Raw genomic sequence first — 23,143 nt, forward strand, 5'->3', positions numbered from 1 at the left:
TTAAAAATGAATTCTGGCTTTTCCCTTTCGTCTTTGCTGCTTAATTAAATTTACGTAACCCTGACTCTTACTGACGGCAAATTGACAAAACCCGTGAGAACAAAGCGTTGTGAAATATTGCCCGTGCATTGGGAATGGTTAGCGTCTATAACCTTTTTCTGTGATTCAGTTCTTATTTCCCTGGCGGCTCATGCTTTATTTGTGTGCCGACACATGTTGTGGTTAGCCAGGATGCGACATCCCGGTAGTAGAGAGAAGATGATTGTGACGACACTTAAACCCTTATTAGCGAAAAATCGCAGTTGGGCCTTGCAGCGCCGCCAGCGTAATCCGGATTATTTTAAAAAATTCCTTCATCAGCAAAAGCCGCACTCACTCTGGATAGGTTGCTCTGATAGTCGCGTTCCGGCTGAGGTATTAACCGGCTCCCATCCTGGCGAACTCTTTGTACATCGTAATATCGCCAACATGGTGATTGAGGACGACGACAATTTGCTGAGCGTACTGCAATACGCGCTCTTCTTTCTCGGTGTGAAACGCATTGTCCTTAGCGGCCACTATGGCTGTGGCGGCGTAGAAGCCGCGCAAAACCTGCCGGGCAGCGTGCTGGACGGACAGGAAAGCGCGCTGGCGAGACGTATTCAGACGCTGCGAAATGATATTCAGCAGGGGCTGGCAGAAAGCCCGGCCTCAGACGTGACGCCGGGTGAACAGCTTGATCGGCTGGTTGAGGCCAACGTGAAGGCGCAATTCGCCAGACTGGTGAAATCTGAACCGGTCCGGCAAATCTGGCAATCGGGCCAGGAACTGGAGGTGTTTGGTTGTGTTTATGACCTGCGCTCCGGTCATCTCAAAGAACTGATTCATCAATCTGCAGAGGAACCTTCATTATGAACCTCGATACCCTGCGTCGCGATATTCCGGCGGGTCTGGTGGTGTTTCTGGTCGCCTTACCGCTCTGTCTTGGCATCGCACAGGCCAGCGGATTACCGCCGTTTGCCGGTCTGCTGACGGGTGTGATTGGCGGTCTGGTCGTGACGTCGCTGAGTCCATCCCGATTTGCCGTCAGCGGCCCGGCAGCGGGCCTGGTCACTATCGTGGTCGCCTCAATGGCGTCGCTAGGCAGTTTCTCCGCGTTTCTCACTGCACTGATTATTGCCGGGGCGCTGCAATGCCTGTTTGGTCTGCTGCGTGCCGGACGGTTTATTTCGCTGGTGCCGGGCAGCGTTATCAAAGGGATGCTGGCGGCGATTGGTTTGCTGCTCATCATGCAGCAGATCCCGGTGGCACTGGGTGCCGCTGGCGATGCGGAGCTGGTGTCGCTGGTGACCGGCGAGATGACCTTCTCGCTGCCCGCCATCGTGGTAGCAGGTGTCGGTCTGGCCATTTTATGTCTCTGGACCACCGCACCGGTGAAACGGATCAAGGCGCTGGCCTGGATCCCCGGCCCGCTGATTGCCGTGCTCATCGGCTGCCTGGCTACCGTGATGGGTGGGAGGCTGTTTCCTGAGATGACGCAGGGTCTGGCTCGCATTTCGCTGCCCGCTTTTGACAGCGTCTCTGCGCTGGTGGCGGAGCTGGAAACGCCTGACTGGATGGCCTGGCAGAATCCGCAGGTCTGGGTGGTTGCGGTGACCTTAGCCCTGGTCGCCAGTCTGGAGACCCTGCTGAGCCAGGAGGCGCTGAAAAAACTGCGTCCTCAGACGCCCGCGCCGTCGCCCAACAAAGAGATGTTCGCGCAGGGTATCGGTAACCTGGCGGCCGGTTTCCTTGGCGCGATGCCGATCACGGCGGTGATTGTGCGCAGTTCAGTGAACGTCAGTGCGGGCGCGCAGACCAAATTGTCGATTTTCATTCATGGTGTACTGCTGCTGATTTGCGGCATGTGGTTCAGCGAGATGCTGAATGCCATTCCGCTGGCCAGCCTCGCTGCCGTACTGCTCTATACCGGTTATAAACTGGCGACACCGCGACTGTTCGTTGAGCAGTTCCGGATGGGCGCGCAGCAGTACGTGCCGTTTCTGGCCACCATCATCGGGATTATCACGCTGGGCATGCTGGTCGGTATTGGTATCGGTATCGCCACGCAGATCCTCTATAGCATCTATAAGAGTCATCGCAACGCACTGCAGCTCACCCGCTATGATGACCACTATGTGCTGCGCTTTCAGCAGAACCTGACCTTTATGCATAATCCCAGGCTCCAGGGATTGCTGGATGAGATCCCAGAGAACAGCGTGGTCATCGTTGATAACGACAATGCGGAATATATCGATCCCGACGTCAAAGCGGTGCTGAAAGATTTTGGCGATAACGCTGATAAACGCGGCATTCGCCTGAGTCAGTGGCCGGTTGCGGTAAAATAGCGCTAAACGCAACGGTAAAGTCGTTTGAGAGGGAAAAATCGGATATCTCGGATATCCGTTTTTTTTATTTGCGAGGCATAATAAGTCCCCAATTTTTACTGTCATCTGATGAGGTTAGACTCTTCAGCGTCACGTTCCTGAGTCAGCCCAGGAAGGGCGGTTGACCGCCGGATGACAGTGAGAGTATCCAGGATTTAATCATTCTGACACCACGCGCCTGTGCAGGCTGACGTGGACAGCCAGCCTCTCTGCGACAAGGTCCGGATGTATGCGCATGCAGCTGTTTGAAGAGCACAACGCTAAGAAGAACGCATTTTCGCTGTTTTTAGTGACGTTGTTATTTTGCTTTATCGGCGGACACCTGCGCATCCCACAGGAGCTGTCACTGTTCTGGCCAGTCAACGCGATCGTCACTGGCATTATCGTCCGAAATCCTTATCTGCATCAGACCCGCTATTACCTGGCTACGTTTGCTGGCATGGTGTTTAACGACACTGTTTTTTCAGGCTGGGCGCTTTCTGCCTTCACGCTGAACCTGGCGAATCTTCTGTTTGTGCTGATAGCGGTTACGCTGCTGATAAAACATCTTCAGAATGATTCCGGAAGGGAGCGCATTATCAATGTGCTACGTATTTTCCCCGCCTGCCTGCTGGCCGCGTTAGCCTGTGCCAGCTGGGGGGCACTGGCACAGCAGGCTGATTTCACTGTCGGTCTGGCGATCGCCTGGGGTGAGTGGTTTAGTGAGCAGTTCTCTACCGGGCTCATGGTACTGCCGTTTTTGCTGACGCGTGACTGGTCGTCGCTGTCGCCCCGCCAGTTTTTGCAGCTGCGCAAGCTGGCACCCGTTATCGCTCTGATCTTTTCGATGATGATTGGGGCAATAATGGGTGGCGCAGGTAGCCTGACGTTACCGGTTCCGGCGCTGGTGTGGTGTGCCATCGTGTTGCCGATGCCGCTGACCAGCCTGGTGATTCTGCTGAGCGGTATTGTCGAAATCATTCTGGTTTCGCACGGCGTAATGAACATTCAGGGCGATGATACCCTCCTGCTCGTCAGCCACCTGACCTCGGCGCGATTGGGTGTGGCGACTATCGCAATTAGCCCGCTGATCGTGGCCGCGAGCATGGATGCCATTCGCCAGCTGAATCAACGGCTCGCGCTGCGCGCGAATTACGATTTCCTGACCCGGCTGCTGTCGCGTTCCGGCTTATATGAAAGCCTGCGTGCGGAGCCTATTTTCCCGGATCGTAAGGTGGGCGTGATCCTGCTGGATGTCGACTACTTCAAAGCGATTAATGATAATTTTGGTCATGACGCGGGTGACAGCGTGCTGGAAGAGATCGCTCGCCGGATGCAGCAGGTTATCGGTAAAGAGGGACGCGTCTGCCGGTTTGGCGGAGAGGAATTTGTGGTGGTGCTGTTCGACCAGAATCCCGCAAAGCTCTATTTTCTCGCCGAGAGCATCCGGCAGAAGATGGCGAAAGAGAAATTCTGGCTACAGGGCAGTACGGCTACCGTGACCGTCAGTCTGGGACTGGCGCATAGCAGTGCCGGAGAAGCGACGGAGTGGCACCGTGTGATTAACCGGCTCATTTCGGCGGCGGATAAAAACCTCTATCTCTCGAAGCGCAATGGCCGTAATCAGACCTCACCCGTCAACTATTGCGGCATCTCCAGCGACGTGGCATAACGCCACGCCGCCGGAGCGGGTCAACTGACGCTGCTTTTCAGCGTGCTGGCCTGCTGGTGGCGTTCAATCGCCAGGTCGATCAGACGGCTGATCAGATCCTGATAGCTGAGCCCGGCTGCCTGCCAGAGTTTCGGGTACATGCTGATGTTGGTAAAGCCGGGCAGGGTATTCACTTCATTGACGATAATTTCGCCGTCGTCAGTCAGGAACACATCGACGCGCGCCATGCCAAAGCACTCCAGCGCGGTAAAGGCCTTGATGGCGACGTCACGAATCGCATCGCTGGTTTCCGCTGCGATGGCCGCCGGGACCACCGTCTGTGCTCCGTTCTCAGAAATATATTTGGTGTCATACGTGTAGAAGGCGTCATGCACCACCACTTCGCCGCAGGGGCTGGCTTCAGGTGCATCGTTGCCCAGCACCGCGCACTCAATCTCCCGACCTTTTATCCCCTGTTCAATCAGTACTTTGCGGTCAAAGGAGAAAGCCAGTGCCAGCGCGGCATCAAACTCTTCAATGCTATCTACTTTGCTCACGCCCACTGAAGAACCCTGGTTGGCGGGTTTGATAAATAGCGGCAGTCCAAAGCGGGCAATCACGGCCTCTGGATCCAGATGGGCGCGTTGTGCCTGAGTGACGCTCAGCCACGGCGCGACGTTGAGGCCGGCATCGCGTAGCAGGCGTTTGGTGAAATCTTTGTCCATGCTCACCGCAGAACCCAGCACATCGGACCCGACGAACGGTAAAGAGGCCATACGCAGCAGACCCTGCAGAGAACCATCTTCACCCAGCGTACCGTGAACAATCGGGAAGATAACGTCGATTTGCGACAGTGGATGGGCGTTGTGACGGGTGATGATCTGCTGCTGCGTCTTGCCCGGCACCAGCGCCACATCTTCAGCGGCGTGATTCAGTGCGATCAGCGCCGGATTTTCAGCGTTAAGTAAGAAGTTGGACGCATCATTCAGACGCCAGTGTCCCTGTTTGTCGATGCCCAGCAACACCACGTCAAACCTGGTTTTGTCGATCGCCTCAAGGATATTTTTGGCCGACTGCAACGACACCTCATGCTCGGCCGACTTCCCGCCAAACACGATCCCTACCCGCAACTTTGTCATCTGTTTTGCCCACTGAAAAAATCAAAACCACAAGATAGCATGGGGTTTGCGCGGGTTAAATTACCTGAAATCTAAATGCTGGCGACAGTAATTGCCTCGTCAGGCTGTTTTAATCGCAGCTACCTTTTCTCCATACGTTATCGACAGGTCGCAGGGATAACTTCGGATGAAGAGCGGTTGCAGATCAGAAAGGATAAGAGATGACTAAATCTGACGATCAGGCAGAGGGCAATGCGGGATATCGCCAGGTTTGGCTGGAGAATATCACAACCCGTTGTCGTACCTTACCCAGTATGGTGTTGCGGGCGCTTTCGGGATAATGATCTGCGATGTGGCGATGACGCCACATTCAGGACTATCGCTGACGATTCGCGGTGCCGCTTGAGAGGATGAAAACTGTGAGCTGAGGTAAAACGGTCAGCGTGGAAGATAGCTTCTGCAAGTTTCGCTTGTGTTCACACCAGCAAATATGAGGATGAGTACGTTTTCTCAGTTGCTCTCATCTTTGTGCGGCACATCATTTCTTTTTTGGTCGGGCGTTATCTTGCATAAAGGTTCGTAGGCAAGACCTGAGATCTTCCTGGTGTCCTTGGCGGGCTTCTTCTCCTTTCGCTTTCCCGACATGACAGGCCACGCGCTAAATAACTCTGAGAGTATTTCGAAAATCTGATGCATAGCTGTTGCTCACTTGTTCGAGTCAGGCAATGCCAATGACTTTAACATGAAGCTAATATTTAATGGGCCGGATTTATGAGAGGCGTTGAGGGTTAGTTACAGGTGAGAAACCGTGTCGCTGTTTCCGGCTTCAGCCATTATTGATGCGTGGTGGACTCTTTGAAACCGTCTACTGATTCTGCTGTGTGGCGCCAGCCGTGCCATTGATGATAAAGACTCGCAGAAGGCTCTGCAATTCACGGTCTTGATTCGGGCTGCTCAGGATAATCAGTTGAGGATTTCCCATGGCAGTGAAAATGCATCGCCACTTTGCCGCCACTCGAAAAGCCAGTAACAAAAAAGCCGCTTCAACGAGCGGCTTAGGTATATGTTTTTTTATCACTAAATTTGGTGGCCCCTGCTGGGTTTGAACCAGCGACCAAGCGATTATGAGTCCCAATTCGAAGTGAGTTAAATCAGTAACTTACTGATTTTTATATTTTCTTTAGGCCGAATAGAGACAGAAAGCGTTTAATAGCATTGCGCTCTGCTGCCAATTATTTTGAAAACTAGTCAACTAAAATCCGTAACCAATCACGGTTACTAAGAATTCGATAGAAAGGTCGTAAACGTGTTCTCAAGTAAGTGATCAGTTGATGTTCACTCATCTCTGAAGCTCTGGAGTTAAAAACGGGTACTGCTTCGTCGTAAAGCTCCCAATAAAAATTAGAAATTAAATTCGTTATTCTGGCGAAAGCTCTTGGCGGATAATCCGAAAAGTAGTGAGTAAAAAACGCCAACCTTTTTTCTATCTCATTGGATGATGAATCTGTTATTAAATAACTTATCTCCCTCCTGAGCCAAACTAACGCGCTGTAATAAATGTCTGGATTTTGAATGTTTTTTTCACGTTGATAAATGCGTAGGTATTTTTCTACATCATGGCGGTCTGGTGTGGGTTCGAGATTCAATGATGCCAGAATCAGGAGTGTGTCTGATTCTTCTCCAGCTATAATCTCTCTTTCTGCCCAATTTGTTATTGCTTTAATGGAATCATCCAAACCGATTACTTCGAAGGTCTCACTGAATACCTTTAGGCATAGTAGATCTTCTAAGCTCAGTTCATTATTATGGCATTCCATTTTCATCACAATTCCATTCTATTCAAAGGATTTAACAACATCGCTTCAGACAAATGGTCTGGTGCAAAGTGTGCGTATCGCATCGTTACCTTAATATCCGTATGTCCCAATATCCGTTGAAGCACAAGGATATTGCCACCATTCATCATGAAATGAGAAGCAAAAGTGTGGCGTAAAACATGCGTTAGCTGTCCGGCAGGTGTCTCAATGCCTGCGCGCTGCATTGCCTTTCTAAAAGCTGAATAGCACGTAGAAAAGAGTGGCTGCGCCTTTCTGCTTAATGGCAACTCAGCCTGCAACTTCTCAGTGATCGGCACTGCACGGTTTTTCTTGCCTTTAGTTTTTACGTAGATTATCTGACCCGCACGAATCTGGTTCCCTTTCAAACCTTCTGCTTCACTCCAGCGTGCTCCAGTAGCAAGGCAAATTTTAACGACTGTCGTTAAATCCTTAGAACGGCTACTCTCACATTCGGCAAGTAACGTGCGTATCTCATCAATGGTGAGATAGGCCATCTCTGATTCACTGATTTTAAACTCGCGCACGTTCTCTAACGGGTTCGGTGCGGCCCATTCATCTAACCGCCGCAGTTCATTAAACATCGCCCTGAAATATGCCAGCTCTAGATTTACCGTGCGCGGCGTAACCGTCTTTACTCGACTGGAGCGGGTGATCTTCCCGCTTAATAGCTGCTCGCTGTAGGACGCAAAAATCTTCGCGTTGAACTCGGTAGCGAGTGGATTTCCCATCGCTTCGCAGGCGAACGCCATCGTAGTTCGCCGCTTCTCACCATCCGCCAAGGTGATGCCATGCGTGTTGAACCACAATTCAACCAGCTCAATTATCCGGCGCTTATCTGTTTTCTCACCCAGCCAAGGCTTGTCCTGACGCTGATCTTTTACGAACTTCTTAAAAGATTGCGCTTCGCCTTTAGTGGCGAACTGGCGGCGTATTCTCTTACCGTCTCGGCCGTTCGGGAAAACCTGAGTCTGCCATTCCCCAGTGGGTAATTTACCTATCGCCATGCTATGCCTTTCTCTGAGCGGGCAACGACTTGCCCAAAAACTTGATATTATGGCCGCGCTCACCGCCTGGATGAAGTACGTATGGGCAGTGCAGATCACCAATGTGTTAGCCACGCCGCATATCAGTTGGCCCGAAAAGCCCGCCTGACTGGCGAACTGGCAATGGATTAACAACCTGGCACACAGATGGTAAAGTAAAATTCGCTAACCATTTAACGAAAGGGATCAGCAGGTATGGATACAACAGAGCAACTGGATGGTACGTATTATTTCAACCAATTGCCTAATCTGACGCCGCAGGAGTTGCTGTTCTGGATACTTATTGATGAGACACAAAAGCAACTAGGCGTTCAGGATATTTTGGCCGTTGCGGGATTAATTCTGGGCAACAATAATATCGACGTTCCGGGGAAACCTAACACGGCAACCCCCGGTACTTCCGTTGCGTCGCTCTTTTTCCGCAAACACCTTTCTTACAAATTCCGGTGCCGCATTCTGCCAACGCTGACCGCCAAATCTTTCAGCCTGCGTGGGCTGAAGATTTTTTGGGTAAACAATCTGGGGGCATTTGTAGGCAGAGCCGTGCCTGTTGTCGGATGGTTGATTCTGGCAAACGATGTTGCACAAATTAGTTTCCACACTGTCCATCGCTATAACCTGATTGTGCGATCGGAGGATAAAATCTGGTGAATAATATGACAGTAACCCCTGATGCAGTGCGCGAATTTATTCTGCGTGAACTGCCGCTGGTGACGACGTTTCTGTTGAAGAAAATTGAAGTCGGCGACGATGACATTCTGCAGGAACAGTTCGAGGCGGATGATATCGCTGAAATGGCGAAAAATTTTTTTAATGACTTTGATGTGCAGCCAGCAGGCTTCAATCTTGTCGCTTATTTCCCCTGGAAATCCTCCTCGCTGTTCTCACGCAAAAATGTAAAACAGGATAAAGAGCCACTGACCATAAGAATGTTTATTGAGTCAGCCCGTGCAGGGCGCTGGCTTTTCTGATTGCTCATAGCAGGTGATAAAGTTCCCCGTTTTGTCAGCTGCCACACAATTACAATAATATGATTTACCTTCCCTAAGGCCTGACCATAACGGAACTCCTTCACAGAAGTATCGCCATATAACACAGAATTATCACCTGGACGCCGCGAAACCGCACAACAGGCCAGCCGTTGCAGAAAACACCCATACAGCGGCAGGTTGAAAGCCATTATCCGGAGCTGGCCAGCGGTCTGCACCTGCCTGAAAGGCGCGTGTTGTTGCCCCGACTGAGGCGGTTAAAAGCGGAAACTTTGATGACCCCTTTCAGGCCGCGCTATGACGTCAATCTGCAGCTGCTGGACGCTGACGGTAATCCTGACGGCAGTACGCCGGTTTATCCTGCTGTGCCGTTGCCTGTACCGATAACCGGTAATGATCCCGGCATGTTTCAGTTCCCGCCGGAGGGTACGCTGGTTGAGGTCGGTTTTACCGGCGGACGCCCGGACAAGCCGTTTGTGCGCCAGACGATGCCGGAAGGGACCAGCCTGCCGGACGTTAAGCCGGGCGAACAGCTGCAGCAGCAGCGCGCGGAAGTATCGCAGCGGGTAACGCAGGCAGGAGACTGGGAGCGCCAGACCGATCAGGCCATCCGTGAAACGTCCATGAGCCGGGAGGTTAAAGCCGATACGGAAAAGCGTGAGCTGGTCAGCAGGGAAACGACTGTGAAAGCAACGGACAGGACCACGGTGATCGGAACGACGTCACTGATGGCCGGAGCCATTCAGCACGTAACGACCGGTAGTTACAGCGTGGCCGCACAGCAGAATCAGCTGATTACAGTGGGCGGCAATGCCGAATCGGACGTTACGGGCAGCGCGGCGATAAAAGTCGGGCAGGCACTGACTGAGAAAATCGGCCAGCTGCGCCAGAGCATTGCCGGGACGCGTCAGGAAATTATCGCGCCGGTGGTGTGGATTGGTTCAGAGAAGATTAACGTTGCCCAGCTGATGCTCGATACCGTGGCACTTGTGCAGCAGCTGGCTGAACAGCTGGCCAGCCATACGCACCCGTCAACCGGTCAGCCCACGAACAGCAGCGCCATCGCACAGAGTGGCCAGCAGGCCGCTGCGCTCAGTAAGAAATACTCCCCCGTCATAGGCAAGTAAGCCAGCACGCTAACCCGCTACCGCAGCGGGTTTTTTATTGCCCGTCACCAGAACGCCTCAGACGCACGCTGCGCTACGCGCAGGCGCGACCATTACGCACAATTACCTCCGACAGATCATCCGCAGAGCGTGGCACTGGCTGCGCGTCAGCCCCGGCAAAATAATCGCTGTGAAGACAAAATCGGCGCTACACCGCACCCGCCTGCAGGTTTTGGATCATAAAAATTTTTCAGTTTTATTTTTTTACAATGGGCATGGCCAGACTGCGCCATTGCTGGTGTTCTGCCTGAGTTCGCCAACTGAAAAGAGCGAAAAGAATTTCAGTGTTTTTCAGTTCTCTGGATCTCTATTGGATCTCAGGGTAAGCATAGTTTGTTGAATTTAAAGCATATTAAATATTTTTGTTCACTTTTTGGATCTCAAGTGGATCTCAATAAGACTAAGCGAGTCAACAGCCAAAGCAGATAGGACAAGGGTTTCAGAGGTTTCAGGACATTTTACAAGGCTGAAAAACACAGTAAGATATACACTGTTTTTATGTACAGTGTTTTTATTGGCAAGAGGTCGCCCAAATGCGACGTATTTCACTTAATGGCGCGCTGTTTATGTTTATGGAGCGGGGAGAAAAGCTAACTCATGAAACTATCTGGAATGACCGGCTGGGACCGGATAACAGATACGTGTTATGGCCACGGGGTGAATACTGGGATGTCCGATTCAAGCATGTTAAAAACAACAAACTTGAGTGGCTTCCTGTAGCAGATAAAATATTCACGAATGAAAATGAGGCGTGGACTGCGGCTTATAGTCATTGGCAGAAGCAATTAGCTGCAAAGTGTTTTAGATCAAAATGAATAAGAAAATCCTGTAAATATAAAATTCAAATTGATTTTTTATCAAGTGGAAAAGAATAATTCTTTGGAATGTAATTTATAAAACTTTGATTTTCTGTATCAAACAAACATATACTCTTTGTTTTAACAGAAATGCTAATTCCTTTTTGACTGTAAATTGCTAAAAGAACGAATTGGTCTGAAGTGTCAAGTGAGCACTGAGAGTGACCTTTCATAACAAGGCTTGATTCTTCTATTTTTGGTTCTCCTTTAACATGTCCGAGATTAAGGCATAATCCGGGCAAGAAGATAAAAATAAAGGCAAAGAATGCTAATCTTCTTGAGTTGTAATAATCTAACTTAAGCAAGTAATGATTAACAGTCCAAAAAATTACAATAGAGAATCCAAAGCAATATATTACGGATCCATAAAAATCTATTTCTTGTATTAGATATTTATAGGAATAATAAATGCCGTACAAGAAAAAGATAAATTGAAGGAATTTTATAGTTCTATCATATCTTTTAAATAACTTTATTTTCTCTTCTTTTTCGTCAGCAATAACGTCATCATTAGCCATGCTTAAAATATAAAAAGCAGTAAAGAAAAAAGCTGTTATGAAGGGCATGATAAGAAATTTGACCATGTCTAGTGGTGAAATTAGCCCTAAGACTACTTGAAAGTCAATGTTATACGATGACCAATAACCATAAGTGTAAGCGAAGCCCAGCAATACAATATATCCAGTAATTATGGCAGTTAATGGAATCATTCCTGTTATTTTAGATATTAGTTCTTTTTCGTTGAAAGCCATTAGTAACTCATTCCTTTGCAAAGCTAAAATTATCTTTTTAATGGTATCTTTGGAAACACAACATTAAGCAAAAAATCTTTAAAGAAGAAACAGCTGGACGTTCTTGAAAAACTTAGAAGTTTACGAAGAAAGGCCACCATCTTTTTGATGGCCTTGCTAGGATTTACCAGTGGCTGAGTAATTATGAGTAAAATGCAAACTTAATACTAGCAAAATCGCTGCCGCCATTTTGCCGCCAATTACAGAAGAAGTATGCATAAGTTATTGATATTTTTACGGTATTTATCATAGTTAGGTATTTTTGCATAACAACAAATTAAATCATCCGGAAGGAAATTCTGTTTTACTGCTAAAGAGGACTTTGACACTCCTCAACAAAGGTATACGCCCTTCAAATGTGAGGGTTCGGCATTTCAAGTTTCGTCTGTTCAGCTAGTATGTAGCTAAGCCTGATGGGACAAAAAGGGGACAGTTGACTGACAGAGACAAAAAAGCCACCTCTGAAAGATGGCTTAACTGCATGATATACATCACTAAATTTGGTGGCCCCTGCTGGGTTTGAACCAGCGACCAAGCGATTATGAGTCATATGAATAGCTTGTTTCATCATTTTCCATCTTTAATCATTCCCACCTTTTAAATAATAAAAATCAGTAATTTATGTTTGTGTCTTCGTTTCATGTTGTTCCGGGTATTTGCTTTCAGTATCATCCTTACGTCACCTGCTACATCACCCAGAAAACGGCAGTAAAACATTTCTCGTAAGGACTCTCTTTTGGCAGATAATTTAACGGACTCAATGGTGCGCGGCCTGAAAGCGCGCGACTCGGCTTATCAGGTATGGGACAAAAGTGGTGAGCGCGGAGCAGGGCGTCTGGGCGTTAAAGTTGAGCCATCCGGGCAGCGGGTTTTCTACTATCGCTACTACTGGGATGCTAAGCGCCATTTCATTCAGTTGGGTCGTTACCCTGAAATGTCGTTAGCTCAGGCTCGCCAGCTTGCGAAAGGTTATGCCGGTACGCTGAAGGAAGGAAAGAACCCTAAGGTCGAAAAGGCTGAACAGGAAATCGCGCTGGAAAAGCAAAAGCGTGCCGAACAGCTAAAGGGCAGCATCGAGCAGCTTATTCAGGGCTATACCAACAAAATGCGGGAAGATGGAAAGCGGACATGGCAGCAGGTGCTGTACCGTCTGGAAAAGGAAACCTATTCCTTCATCGCCAAAGATACGAAAGCTAACGAAGTCACACCGCTACATATCAAACAGATTTTGTCTGCCATCATTCAGCGCGGGGCGAGCGTTGAAGCGAATCGTGTGCGCTCTTATCTGATGGCGGCTTTCAACTACGGGCTCAAAGCGGACAACGATCCGGCCAACCACCAGCAGAACGTGATGTTTGGACTTGAGATGAACCCGGTGGGCGTCATCCCTAAGCAGTCGGCTGCAGAGAAAGCGGGAACCAACTGGCTGAAGTTGAATGAGCTGCAACAGCTAATGGGTGATTTTCCCAAAACGCCAAGCGTCGGCAGCACGGTGAGCTTGCTGCTTAATTTATGTGTTTACGCTGGTGGTCAGCGCCCACATGAACTGGCTTCCAGTCGGTGGGATGCCGTGAACTGGGAAGAGAAAACGCTGTTGATAGTTGCTGACGTCTCAAAGAACAAGCGCGACCATCTGGTGCCGTTAACGGATTCAGCTATAGAAATTCTGGAAAGGCTGAAGAGCGAGAACGTTAATGATAGCCCGTATATCTTCTCGCAGCGGTTGGATGCAGGTAAGCATCTACGAACTGACAGCTTTGCGCAGGCAATCATCTATTATCGCGAGCATTTTTCTGACAATCCGGTGTTTGTTGCGAGGGATTTGCGGCGGACCTGCAAAACGCTGATGGGCGAAATAGGTCTCTCGAAAGAGTTACGTGACCGTATTCAAAACCATGCATTACAGGATGTCAGCTCGAAGCATTATGACCGTTATGATTATCTTGTAGAGAAAAGAAGGGCATTAGAACAGTGGGAAAACAGGGTCAATCATATTGAACAGGCCACCAGCAATGTCGTAAATTTATTCCAGAGAGGATGAGAATTGGCTAGATATGGTCTGGATTATTTGGAGAGCATACGCTAGTCAGGTTCATCGGATAGCATATTGTTGAATAGACTGGGTATTATCGATGAAGCCGAGTTTGATGTGTTATCAGTTCACGCAGATACTGGCTTACAGTCTTTTTGACGGGCATAAAGCGTTTTGAAGGCTATTCAGGCCGAAATCATCGACAGCTATATGCCGATGATACAGCTTGTTGACGATATTTTGCCGAATTAGCGAGCTAAGCCTATAGCTTTTGCTCAATTTTCTGCACAGCTACACCCGTTTCAATAGCCGTTGAGCTAGCAGCGGAGCGGCAAATTTGTTGTTTGGTGATTTTGGCGCTGGTGGCTCGACTTTGCATTGTGAGGTCCTCATTGTGCTTATTGGGTTTGTAGTGGGTGGGAGATGAGCTTACAAGATGGTTTATCAGAGGGTGTTTGCCGGGAGGTAGCCCACCATTGAGGTGGGCTAATCTGCTTAATCCTGGTACTTGGCTCTTGCTCTCACTTCCTGCTTTGCATTTGGCCTGCAGAATCAGCAGGTTCTGACCGCCATTGAGCAATCCATCCTATCCCGTCAGTGGGTTGCTGTAGCAGGCAACCGCCAGGACCGTACTTAAAAGGAATCACTATGTTTCCCTCTTCCCTGCCCGCTCCGCGACTGCCCTCTGAAAAGTCGACATCGCGCATGGCCGTCCGGGTGACATGCTCTACGAACGCCAGCTGAATTCGCCCCCCGAACGCTACCCGGCATGGGAGAGCACCCCTGCGTCTTTCAGGCTGAAGGGAGGAATGCAGGCGCTGACGGCGGCACTCAAAAGTCAGATCCCTGCTCAGAAGATTAAAACCGGCCATCAGGTGGTGGCGGTTTCCCGGGCTGGCAAAGAAGTGCAGGTCCATACTAGGGCCGAAGGCAGTAAAAAAACCGTGTTTAACGGTGAGCATGTCTTCCTCGCTCTGCCTCCTGCCCTGGCAGCTAAAATAGAATTCAGACCGGCGATGCCGGAACAGGTGCTGTCAGGCTGGCGGAAAACCCCGATATGGATGGCCCCTCATGCGAAATATGTCGCTGTATATAAAACGGACTTATTGCATGCACGACAGCTTTCAGGGCATGCAGGGAGCCGCGTGGGGCCAATGGCTGAGATCCACGACGTGTCCGAGCCAGACTCGGGTAAAACGGTGATATTTGGTTTTATTGGCGTACCGGCAAAATCGAGATGGACTGTCAGCGAAGCTGCTCTCAAAAACCTTTGCCGGGAGCAGCTCGTACGCTTATTTGGCCAGGATGCGGCAGAGCCCGAAGCTGAGTATATAAAAGACTGAGCGGCGGATCCGTTTACTGCAACGGACTTTGATCTTCTGCAGGACGCCGGACACGTGATGCCTGAGCAACTTCCCGCCGGTGAAGAATGGTCTGGTGAGATAACGGGTATTGCCAGTGAATGGTCGCCGCAGTTTTCAGGCTATCTGGCAGGCGCCATTGAGTCTGCATCAATGGGGATTCAGCGCTGGCTACAACAGAATTAATCCTGTGAGAATGGTTCGCGGCCTTTCGAGCCAGAAATAGTGTGTTAAAAACATAATGATCCCGCTGGCGTTAAAAGGAGCTGGCTTCTGGAACGTCCGCTTCTGGCGCAAAGCTGACTGATGCCTAGGCCAATGTCCGCTATGAGCGAAGAGCGGACGTCTGTAAATTTACCATCATTAATTAATGAGGCTACTATACCTTGGTATTCCTTAATATTGTGTTACCTGAAGCGTCTCAGTTTAACAAAGTAAAATTTTGCGCCAACGATTCACCAGGAGCCTTTCTGGGCATGGTGATGAAGGCGCTCTCAGGAAGTGTTCTGTCATTACCTCCAACAGTACGCAGGGTTAATTTACAGTTGTACAACCTAACCCGGTATTGGTAATTGATATTTCCGATATTTCACCTGGCAGAGATGTCGGGTTACATCTGACGCTATATGTCGCATTCGCGCATAACCTTTTCAAAACGGAATGCATCATTGTCTTCCCCGAGGAAAACATCATCTTCTGAATGGTTAATGTCAGGATGTTTTTTATTAAAGAATTCGACGATTTTGAACCCACACTTGTTTACATAAAAATGGATGTTACGCCTTTCAAAATAGGGCGTATGTGTTTGCCAGGATACTGTCTCGGGATATTTTTTCTCAATTAAATGCCAGCCTTTAAGGCCTATGCCTCGGCCCTCTTCTCCAGCCCTTAAGAAAAAGAGATCGAGTGAATTGTGATGGGTTTTACTATCAATATTCAGCACAGCACCTCCAACCTTTCGACCATTACAAAGAATGTGAAGTGATACGGCATTGGTAGCATTCATTGTCATGTCTAGCGTTTTATCTGACGGGATTGGCTCATCTGAACGCTCTTCAAATTTATCCACTATCGCTACAGAAAAAGCTTTCTGTAAATCTGACTTGAAGTCAGCAATGTCAGCTATTTTTAGAGGCATAAGTGTTATGCGTTCTTTCATTTTTATCCTTAAGAATGTATTAGATAATCGGATTTGACAAATGCGGGTTATGTTCATCTTGAAAGCATTTCGTTCAAGGTGTAGATGAAAAAACCTCTCGGTCAGGTGGTTTTTAGAAGGTGCATCAATCAGCAAATTTCTTAACTATGGCGATTTTTTTTCAAAGTACAGGAACCGAACTCGCTCTGACAGCCTGGCCGTGAGTAGCCTTATCATTCAACACTTCTGTGTACTGTGAATCCTTCATCATAGGTGTTTTAACAATTAATTTTCGCGCTGAATAACGTCGTAATTATTCGGCTCTTGCGCCGTCAGTAAGCCACTCTGTTTAGTGGTCGTAATATCTGCCGCGCTATGAAACCTTTTAGAACCACCAAACGTTTGCTCCTGGCACCAAGCGGGCACCACGTAATTCTTTTCCGCCAGCAACGTATAAGCAGGACAACTTTTATAATTATCAACCCGCCTTTATCCTCAGAAATATTTGCGGCAGAGTTTATTCTGCCTTCAGTCAGGGTGACTGACTTTAGTTTCAGGCAGCCAGAAAGAGAATCGGGTGCCATTAAGATTGTTTTTTTCGCATGACACCTTTCCACCCTGTGCAAGCACGATCGCTTTGACAACCGCCAGACCTAAGCCTGTTCCGCCACTCAGGCGTGAACGTGAATCATCTGTGCGCACAAACGCATCCCAGATCGATCTGGCAAAAGCCGGATCGATGCCGGGTCCCTCATCATCTATATGCACCGCTACGAAGCCAGCTTCCTGTTCACAGGAAATCATGACGACGCCAGGGATAGAATAACGACGGGCATTTTCCAGAAAGGCCAGCATCACCTGCCTGAAGCGTAAAGCATCGCATTCAATGATGGCCGGATTAACTTTCAGCACGAGTGAGTGGTGACTGGCTTTGAAATCCTCTTTCACCAGTTCAGCTAACGATTCAATCTCACTTTTGATATTCACGCGCTCATAGTGAATATGCAGATGTCCCGTCTGGGCCAGACTCAGCGTTCGGAGATCTTCAATTAACCGCGTCAGGCCATCGGCCTGATGAATCAGATTAACGAAGAGCTTATGATCGGGCGCAAATATACCGTCAGCTAAACCCTGAAGTCTCCCGCGTAATATCGTCACCGGGGTTCTTAATTCGTGTGCGATAGCGGCGTTCCAGGTCCGGCTATCGTTTGACAGGGTTTCGAGTGTTTCCGCCATGCGGTTAAAGTCTTTGACCAGCGCATTAATCTCACCGATTTCGATTGCGCCTTCACTCGCTCGTGCGCTTAAATCACCTTCCGCGACGCGCTTTGCACTGTGAGTCAGCGACTCCAGAGGAACGATCATCTGACGCGCGAACCGTGCAGAAAAAAACACCGAGACGGCTATCGTTAACAGCGTTGTCACCAGCAGGGTAATCCAGTCGCTGGCTGTCCCCTGGTCGAGATCGAGCGGAACAAGCTGACCTGAAAATAATCCAATAACGGTCGGATAAAGTGAGTAGGTGGCAAACGAGGTCAGGAAGGAATAGATCGTAACTTTGACGATGAGCCAGTTCAGCTGCCCGCTAAGACCACGCTGCTTCATTTACTCTCTCCCAGGCGATAGCCGAAGCCCCTCACATTTTGCAGCAGTCCTGATACCCCCGCGTCATCGAGTTTCCTGCGTAATTTACTGATATGGCTGTCAACGGTTCGCGGTAACGTGTCACCTTCCGGAAAACACGCGTCCAGCAGTTCATCCCGGCTAAAAACCCGGTTAGGTTCGCGCACAAAATGGGTGATCAATCTGAACTCGGTTGTGGTCAGGCGGGGGGCGATATCCGTCCCGTCAGGTTTAACAACCACGCTGTGCTGCTGCAGGTTAATGGAAAGCGATCGGGTAGAGTAAATATCTTCCGAACGCGTGATAACCTGGGTACGTCTCAATACTGCCTGAACCCGTGCCACAACCTCAGCAGGATTAAACGGCTTAACGACATAATCATCGGCCCCAATACGGAGTGCGGAAAGTTTATCCACATCATCGTCGTTGGCCGTAAGCATAATGACCGGGGTATTTCCGCGCCGACGCACTTCGGCCAGCACCTGCCAGCCATCCATCACCGGCATGCGGACATCCAGTATGATCAGCTCAGGTGAGGATGTCGCACAAAACGCCAGGGCTAACGCTCCGTTTTCCGCATGACTTACCGTGTAACCGGCATTCTGCAGATAGGCGGTTAATATTGCGGCTATTTCAACATCATCTTCGACGATTAAAATCACGCTGCTGTTCATCCTTATCCTGTCTTCGATCTGTATCGACCCGGACGGCGACGGTGCAGATCTGATTCTGAAAGACCGCCGCCGGGCTCATACTAAAAGAGTGTTAACGTCGCTATGGCTTCAGGGACGTTGTCATGATGATATCAGGTCCGTGAAACAATAAATCAGACGAGATACGCGCTGGGCGCGCGGTATGCATATCATTTTTCATGCGTACTCAGCCTGTTGCGCAGTGTCATCACGGTGACAAAAAACAGCGGAACAAAAATAACGGCCAGAACCGTAGCGCTGATGATCCCCCCAAAAACGCCGGTGCCGATGGCATGCTGGGTTTCGCTGGCGGGTCCTGAAGCCATGATCAACGGGACGACGCCCAATCCGAAAGCCAGCGAGGTCATGATAATCGGACGCAGACGCATTCTGGCCGCAGTGATTGCCGCTTCACGCAGGCTCTTGCCCTCCTGGTGTAACTGTCTGGCAAACTCAACAATGAGCACGGCGTTCTTGGCTGATAGTCCAATCACCGTAATCAACCCCACTTTAAAGAACACGTCATCAGGCAATCCGCGAATCATCACGGCGGCGACAGCGCCCGCGATCCCCAACGGAATCACCATCAATACGGAGAGCGGAATGGCCCAGCTCTCATAGAGCGCCGCTAAGACCAGGAAGATCACCAGGATAGAGAGCGCCATCAGCATAGGTGCCTGTGCGGCAGACTGCTGCTCCTGCAACGACTGGCCGGTCCATTCAACTGCGAACCCCGGCGGCAGCTGTCTGGCCAGCGCTTCGATCTCTTTCATGGCATCACCACTTGACACACCCCGCGCAGCGCTACCGGAGAGCCTCATCGCGGGATAGCCCTGATAGCGGACCTGCTGGAGAGGGGCTGACGACCAGACCGGCGTTACAAAGGTCTTCAGCGCCACCATCCGGTTTTCACTGCTTCGGACATACAAATTGAGGATGTCATCAATCTGCATACGATCTTTCGCCTCTGCCTGAATAATTACCTGCTGCATCCGGCCTTTATTCGGGTAATCGTTGACGTAGAGCGACCCCATGGCGGCGGAGAGCGTATCGCTGATGCTGCTGAACGAAACGCCCATGGCATTGGCCTTTTCACGGTCAATATTCAGCCGGACCGTCGTTCCCGGCGGCAAACCGTCCGGGTACACCTGGGTGACTTTGCTGCTTTTCGCGGCAAGCTGTAAAAGCGTATTCTGTGCGGCTTCCAGCGCCGCATAACCCTGATTCGCACGATCTTCAAGTCTCAGCGTAAAGCCCGATGTGTTTCCCAGCTCCTCGATGGCCGGGGGCATCATCGTCATGATGGTGCCTTCCGGCGAGTCGCGCATGGCCTGTCCGACAAATTCAACTTCACCCCGGGTCGTGTTATTGCCGCGTTCTTTACCCTCTTTCAGTACGGTGAAAGCCAGTGCGGTGTTCGCCCCGGCACCGGAGAAGCCAAAGCCAATGATGGATTGATTGGTCGCGATGGCGGAACGCGAATTCAGGGCTTCCTCATATTTTTTTACCACCGCCAGTGTCCGCTGCTGAGTGGCCTCTGCCGGTAGCTGAAACGCAGTCATGAAATAGCCCTGATCTTCTTCTGGCAGAAAAGCTGAGGAGAGCTGACTGAATGCCAGCCCGGTGCCTGCGCACAGGGCAATAAATAACAGCATCATCCGGCCAGAGCGCTTCAGAGTCACACCTGTCCAGCCCGAATAGCGGTTTGTCAGTCGATCAACGCCGCGATTGAACAGGCCGAAAAAACCGCGCCGGGCATGATCGGAAGGCATTTTAAGCAGCGTCGCGCACAGTGCGGGCGTCAGGGTCAGGGCCAGCAACGCGGAGAACAGAATTGCGGTTGCCATTGAGAGGGAAAACTGACGATAGATGATGCCGACTGAACCGCTGGCGAATCCCATGGGGATGAAGACCGCCGTGAGCACCAGCGTAATGCCGGTGATGGCACCCGTTATTTCGCGCATCGCTTTTGAGGTCGCCTCACGGGGCCCGAGGTTTTCCTCACGCATGATGCGCTCAACGTTTTCAACCACGACAATCGCATCATCAACGATGATGCCGATGGCGAGCACCAGTCCAAACATCGTGAGAACATTAACGGAGAAGCCAGAGAGCAGCATCACGGATAGCGTGCCCAACAAGGCAATCGGCGCGACAATGGCGGGTATAATGGTATAGCGGATGTTCTGCAGGAACAGATACATCACCACGAACACCAGCACCATTGCTTCGAGAAGCGTGTGGATCACCTTCCCGATTGAGAGCTTTACGAAGGGTGCGGTGTTGAAAGGGAGCGCGTACCGGATGTCCTCCGGCATCGACAGACTCAGTTCCTGCATCCGGGACGTGACCGCTTCTGCTGTCTTTACCGCGTTGGCACCGGGCGCCAGCATAATCGCCGCACCCGTTGAGTTCTGACCGTTCTCACGCATCAGCATGCTGTAACTTTGAGAACCGGCCTCCACTTTTGCCACGTCAGAGAGTTTGACGCTGGAGCCATCCTGATTCGCGCGCAGCACAATGCGGCCGAACGCTTCCGGCGTGGTTAACTGACCCTCTACCATTAAGGGAAGGGTGACCATCTGACCGGGCAACGCGGGCTCGTCGCCGACCCGTCCCGGGGCGATTTGCGCATTCTGCTGGGTGATGGCGGCAGAGATATCATTCATCGTCAGGTTGAGTGAAAGCAGTCTGGCAGGATCCACCCAGACGCGCAGGGCACTTTCCGCGCCGAACAGCTGAACACGTCCTACGCCAGGCAGTCTGCGCAGTTCTTCAACCACGTTTCGGGCCATGTAGTCACTTAACGCTTCGCTGTCTGTTTTCCCGGCTTCAGAGGTGAGACTGATAATCATCAGGAAGCCGGTGTCAGCCGATTCAACCTGGAGCCCATTCTGCCGCACCGCCTGAGGCAGGCGGGATTCCACCGTCTTAATACGGTTCTGAACATCAACCTGCGCCAGTTCAGCATTTGTGCCCGGTTTGAACGTGACCGTAATGGTCGCCTGGCCTGATGTGTCCGTGGATGACTCAAAATAGAGCAGATTCTTAACGCTGGAGAGTTCACGCTCGATCAGACTGACGACCGTGTCGTTCATCGTCTGAGGTGAAGCGCCTGCCCAGGTCGCGGTGATGGTGACATTCGGCGGTGCCACCGAGGGGTAACGGGCCACCGGCAGTTTCGGGATCGCAATAATCCCGAACAGAATGATGAACAAGGCGACCACCCAGGCGAAAACCGGGCGCTTAATAAAAAACTGAGTCATTTTACTCTCCGGCCTTCATGGTCAGAATTGCAGGGGTGGCAGCTGAAATCACTGCCGCGACTTTGGTGCCGTTGCTGAGCTTATCCATGCCCTGGACGACGACACGGCTGCCGGCAGGTAATCCTTCGGCAATGCGGTAGGCGCCATGGATTAACTCCCCGACGCGGACGTTGATCTGACGGGCCTGTTGCTGACTATCTACTATCCAGAGCACAGCGTGCCCCTCCTGATGCGAGACCGCCTGCTGGGGAACCATCAGCGCATCGTCATAGTGCTGACGAGGGATCTCAACCCGCACAAACATGCCGGGCAGAAGTTCGCGGTCAGGATTACTCACCTGGATGCGCACCATCACGTCGCCCGTCGCGGTATCAACGCTCATGCCGGAGAAAAGGATCCTGCCCGGCTGTGGATAGACCGTGCCGCCAGGTAACAACACCTTTACCGGCACGCCTGCAGCGGCGTCCTGATGAATCGCCGCCTGCTGGCGCAGCTGGTGGTAAACCTCAGCGGGCTGGTGGACGTCCACATAAATGGGGTCTGTCTGGTAGATGCGAGCCAGTGGCGTGCTGTCGCTGGCTGTCACATACGCCCCTTCGGAAACCAGAGCCTGATCGATACGTCCGAATATCGGTGCCTCAACGGTGGCAAAACTCAGATCAAGCTCTTTGCGCCTGAGCGCGGCGCTTGCCTGCGCAACATCTGCCGCGGCCTGACGAGCATTCGCGATAGCTTCATCAAAACTCTGACGGCTCACTGCACCCGTTTTCATGAGTGGCCGCAGACGCGCCGCCTGCTGCTGAGCCTTGTCATTGGCGGCCCTGGCACGCTGTAAACCGGCCTGCGCACTGGCGACTTCCGCTTCAAAAGGCGCCGCGTTAATCTGAAAAAGGGGCGTACCTTTTTTAATTTCTGCGCCCTGTTCAAACAAACGACGCTGAATAATACCGCTGACCTGCGGGCGTATTTCTGCTGTGTGCAGCGCGTTAACGCGACCCGGAAGCATCTCGCTGACCGCTAACACTTGTGGCTGGATCACCTCAATGGCAACCTGAGGAGCAGGGGCTTCAGCTTCATTAATGGTTTTATCATCGCAGCCCGTCAGCGCGACAATCAGGGCAACCAAAAATAAAGGCAGCGAAAAGTGTTTGAGGGACAACATGGGTTTCTCGTCTCAAAGAGTGATGACCCATA

At 50.7% G+C, this 23,143-nt stretch carries 19 protein-coding genes and 1 pseudogene; 11 read left to right on the plus strand and 9 right to left on the minus strand.

The window, feature by feature from the left end; genetic code table 11:
• The first annotated feature begins 258 nt into the window (after window positions 1–258).
• From LQK91_RS20040 to LQK91_RS20050, 3 genes are all read left to right on the plus strand, one after another.
• Window positions 259–894 (plus strand): carbonic anhydrase, encoded by a 636-nt coding sequence (locus LQK91_RS20040; RefSeq protein WP_105100041.1) that lies wholly within the window; start codon window positions 259–261, stop codon window positions 892–894.
• A complete protein-coding gene (locus LQK91_RS20045) occupies window positions 891–2,366 on the plus strand; it encodes a SulP family inorganic anion transporter (protein ID WP_078804992.1) in 1,476 nt (491 codons plus the stop codon). The genes LQK91_RS20040 and LQK91_RS20045 overlap by 4 nt, the downstream gene beginning before the upstream one ends.
• A gap of 268 nt (window positions 2,367–2,634) precedes the next feature.
• Complete coding sequence (locus tag LQK91_RS20050; protein WP_039659386.1) at window positions 2,635–4,056, plus strand: GGDEF domain-containing protein; 1,422 nt, start codon at window positions 2,635–2,637, stop codon at window positions 4,054–4,056.
• Window positions 4,057–4,076: 20 nt separating this feature from the next.
• Here the strand turns inward: LQK91_RS20050 and ddlA are convergent, their stop codons facing one another.
• The 3 genes from ddlA to LQK91_RS20065 all read right to left on the minus strand — a co-directional run bounded on the left by ddlA (window position 4,077) and on the right by LQK91_RS20065 (window position 7,995).
• On the minus strand, window positions 4,077–5,174 hold the full coding sequence (gene ddlA / locus LQK91_RS20055) for a D-alanine--D-alanine ligase (protein ID WP_039659385.1): 1,098 nt from the start codon (window positions 5,172–5,174) through the stop codon (window positions 4,077–4,079).
• A gap of 1,223 nt (window positions 5,175–6,397) precedes the next feature.
• Window positions 6,398–6,976 carry a hypothetical protein gene (locus tag LQK91_RS20060; protein WP_105100042.1) on the minus strand — a complete coding sequence of 193 codons (579 nt, stop codon included), beginning with the start codon at window positions 6,974–6,976 and terminating at the stop codon, window positions 6,398–6,400.
• Entirely contained in the window at window positions 6,976–7,995 is a 1,020-nt protein-coding gene (locus LQK91_RS20065) for a phage integrase (protein WP_003848083.1), read from the minus strand. The genes LQK91_RS20060 and LQK91_RS20065 overlap by 1 nt, the downstream gene beginning before the upstream one ends.
• 49 nt (window positions 7,996–8,044) lie before the next feature.
• Here LQK91_RS20065 and LQK91_RS20070 point away from each other — a divergent pair, with 49 nt between their 5' ends.
• The 5 genes and pseudogenes from LQK91_RS20070 (at window position 8,045) to LQK91_RS20090 (ending at window position 11,004) form a co-directional block, all read left to right on the plus strand.
• Window positions 8,045–8,143, plus strand: a complete 99-nt coding sequence (locus LQK91_RS20070; protein ID WP_223296442.1) for a tail fiber assembly protein — start codon at window positions 8,045–8,047, stop codon at window positions 8,141–8,143.
• Window positions 8,144–8,229: 86 nt separating this feature from the next.
• On the plus strand, window positions 8,230–8,685 hold the full coding sequence (locus LQK91_RS20075) for an STM2901 family protein (protein ID WP_003848082.1): 456 nt from the start codon (window positions 8,230–8,232) through the stop codon (window positions 8,683–8,685).
• On the plus strand, window positions 8,682–9,005 hold the full coding sequence (locus LQK91_RS20080) for a DUF1493 family protein (protein ID WP_003848081.1): 324 nt from the start codon (window positions 8,682–8,684) through the stop codon (window positions 9,003–9,005). Before LQK91_RS20075 ends, LQK91_RS20080 begins: the two co-directional genes overlap by 4 nt.
• Before the next feature lie 131 nt (window positions 9,006–9,136).
• Window positions 9,137–10,150: pseudogene (locus LQK91_RS20085) on the plus strand (hypothetical protein); the annotation flags it as partial.
• 572 nt (window positions 10,151–10,722) lie between these two features.
• Window positions 10,723–11,004 (plus strand): hypothetical protein, encoded by a 282-nt coding sequence (locus LQK91_RS20090; RefSeq protein WP_033761226.1) that lies wholly within the window; start codon window positions 10,723–10,725, stop codon window positions 11,002–11,004.
• 26 nt (window positions 11,005–11,030) lie between these two features.
• On the opposite strand, the gene LQK91_RS20095 is transcribed toward LQK91_RS20090, so the two are convergent.
• Entirely contained in the window at window positions 11,031–11,798 is a 768-nt protein-coding gene (locus LQK91_RS20095; RefSeq protein ID WP_033761224.1) for a hypothetical protein, read from the minus strand.
• Window positions 11,799–12,573: 775 nt separating this feature from the next.
• Here LQK91_RS20095 and LQK91_RS20100 point away from each other — a divergent pair.
• From LQK91_RS20100 to LQK91_RS20110, 3 genes are all read left to right on the plus strand, one after another.
• Window positions 12,574–13,878, plus strand: coding sequence for a tyrosine-type recombinase/integrase (locus tag LQK91_RS20100; RefSeq protein WP_105100044.1), 1,305 nt, complete (start codon window positions 12,574–12,576; stop codon window positions 13,876–13,878).
• A 713-nt stretch (window positions 13,879–14,591) separates the two neighbouring features.
• Window positions 14,592–15,212, plus strand: a complete 621-nt coding sequence (locus tag LQK91_RS20105; protein WP_231001656.1) for an FAD-dependent oxidoreductase — start codon at window positions 14,592–14,594, stop codon at window positions 15,210–15,212.
• Between the two features lie 57 nt (window positions 15,213–15,269).
• Window positions 15,270–15,416, plus strand: a complete 147-nt coding sequence (locus tag LQK91_RS20110) for a hypothetical protein (RefSeq protein ID WP_231001657.1) — start codon at window positions 15,270–15,272, stop codon at window positions 15,414–15,416.
• Between the two features lie 436 nt (window positions 15,417–15,852).
• Here LQK91_RS20110 and LQK91_RS20115 read toward each other — a convergent pair whose 3' ends face one another.
• From LQK91_RS20115 to LQK91_RS20135, 5 genes are all read right to left on the minus strand, one after another.
• Window positions 15,853–16,389: an N-acetyltransferase gene (locus LQK91_RS20115; protein WP_105100045.1), complete on the minus strand. Its 537-nt coding sequence runs from the start codon at window positions 16,387–16,389 to the stop codon at window positions 15,853–15,855.
• Window positions 16,390–16,896: 507 nt separating this feature from the next.
• The gene (locus LQK91_RS20120) at window positions 16,897–17,973 is read right to left on the minus strand and encodes an ATP-binding protein (protein WP_105100046.1); all 1,077 of its coding nucleotides are present in this window, start codon (window positions 17,971–17,973) and stop codon (window positions 16,897–16,899) included.
• Window positions 17,970–18,665, minus strand: coding sequence for a response regulator (locus LQK91_RS20125; protein ID WP_105100047.1), 696 nt, complete (start codon window positions 18,663–18,665; stop codon window positions 17,970–17,972). Before LQK91_RS20125 ends, LQK91_RS20120 begins: the two co-directional genes overlap by 4 nt.
• Window positions 18,666–18,853: 188 nt before the next feature.
• Window positions 18,854–21,949 (minus strand): multidrug efflux RND transporter permease subunit, encoded by a 3,096-nt coding sequence (locus tag LQK91_RS20130; RefSeq protein WP_105100048.1) that lies wholly within the window; start codon window positions 21,947–21,949, stop codon window positions 18,854–18,856.
• 1 nt (window position 21,950) lies between these two features.
• A complete protein-coding gene (locus LQK91_RS20135) occupies window positions 21,951–23,111 on the minus strand; it encodes an efflux RND transporter periplasmic adaptor subunit (protein WP_105100049.1) in 1,161 nt (386 codons plus the stop codon).
• Window positions 23,112–23,143 lie beyond the last annotated feature (32 nt).

The sequence above is a fragment of the Pantoea sp. MHSD4 genome, assembly GCF_021043305.1.
GTDB lineage: Bacteria > Pseudomonadota > Gammaproteobacteria > Enterobacterales > Enterobacteriaceae > Pantoea > Pantoea eucalypti.

What these genes read in the sequence shown, in the direction of transcription:
- LQK91_RS20040 (WP_105100041.1), top strand. Translation starts at nt 259, where the DNA reads ATGATTGTGACGACACTTAAACCCTTATTAGCGAAAAATCGCAGTTGG.
- LQK91_RS20045 (WP_078804992.1), top strand. Translation starts at nt 891, where the DNA reads ATGAACCTCGATACCCTGCGTCGCGATATTCCGGCGGGTCTGGTGGTG.
- LQK91_RS20050 (WP_039659386.1), top strand. Translation starts at nt 2,635, where the DNA reads ATGCGCATGCAGCTGTTTGAAGAGCACAACGCTAAGAAGAACGCATTT.
- ddlA (WP_039659385.1), bottom strand. Translation starts at nt 5,174, where the DNA reads ATGACAAAGTTGCGGGTAGGGATCGTGTTTGGCGGGAAGTCGGCCGAG.
- LQK91_RS20060 (WP_105100042.1), bottom strand. Translation starts at nt 6,976, where the DNA reads ATGAAAATGGAATGCCATAATAATGAACTGAGCTTAGAAGATCTACTA.
- LQK91_RS20065 (WP_003848083.1), bottom strand. Translation starts at nt 7,995, where the DNA reads ATGGCGATAGGTAAATTACCCACTGGGGAATGGCAGACTCAGGTTTTC.
- LQK91_RS20070 (WP_223296442.1), top strand. Translation starts at nt 8,045, where the DNA reads ATGGCCGCGCTCACCGCCTGGATGAAGTACGTATGGGCAGTGCAGATC.
- LQK91_RS20075 (WP_003848082.1), top strand. Translation starts at nt 8,230, where the DNA reads ATGGATACAACAGAGCAACTGGATGGTACGTATTATTTCAACCAATTG.
- LQK91_RS20090 (WP_033761226.1), top strand. Translation starts at nt 10,723, where the DNA reads ATGCGACGTATTTCACTTAATGGCGCGCTGTTTATGTTTATGGAGCGG.
- LQK91_RS20095 (WP_033761224.1), bottom strand. Translation starts at nt 11,798, where the DNA reads ATGGCTTTCAACGAAAAAGAACTAATATCTAAAATAACAGGAATGATT.
- LQK91_RS20105 (WP_231001656.1), top strand. Translation starts at nt 14,592, where the DNA reads ATGCTCTACGAACGCCAGCTGAATTCGCCCCCCGAACGCTACCCGGCA.
- LQK91_RS20110 (WP_231001657.1), top strand. Translation starts at nt 15,270, where the DNA reads ATGCCTGAGCAACTTCCCGCCGGTGAAGAATGGTCTGGTGAGATAACG.
- LQK91_RS20115 (WP_105100045.1), bottom strand. Translation starts at nt 16,389, where the DNA reads ATGAAAGAACGCATAACACTTATGCCTCTAAAAATAGCTGACATTGCT.
- LQK91_RS20120 (WP_105100046.1), bottom strand. Translation starts at nt 17,973, where the DNA reads ATGAAGCAGCGTGGTCTTAGCGGGCAGCTGAACTGGCTCATCGTCAAA.
- LQK91_RS20125 (WP_105100047.1), bottom strand. Translation starts at nt 18,665, where the DNA reads ATGAACAGCAGCGTGATTTTAATCGTCGAAGATGATGTTGAAATAGCC.
- LQK91_RS20130 (WP_105100048.1), bottom strand. Translation starts at nt 21,949, where the DNA reads ATGACTCAGTTTTTTATTAAGCGCCCGGTTTTCGCCTGGGTGGTCGCC.
- LQK91_RS20135 (WP_105100049.1), bottom strand. Translation starts at nt 23,111, where the DNA reads ATGTTGTCCCTCAAACACTTTTCGCTGCCTTTATTTTTGGTTGCCCTG.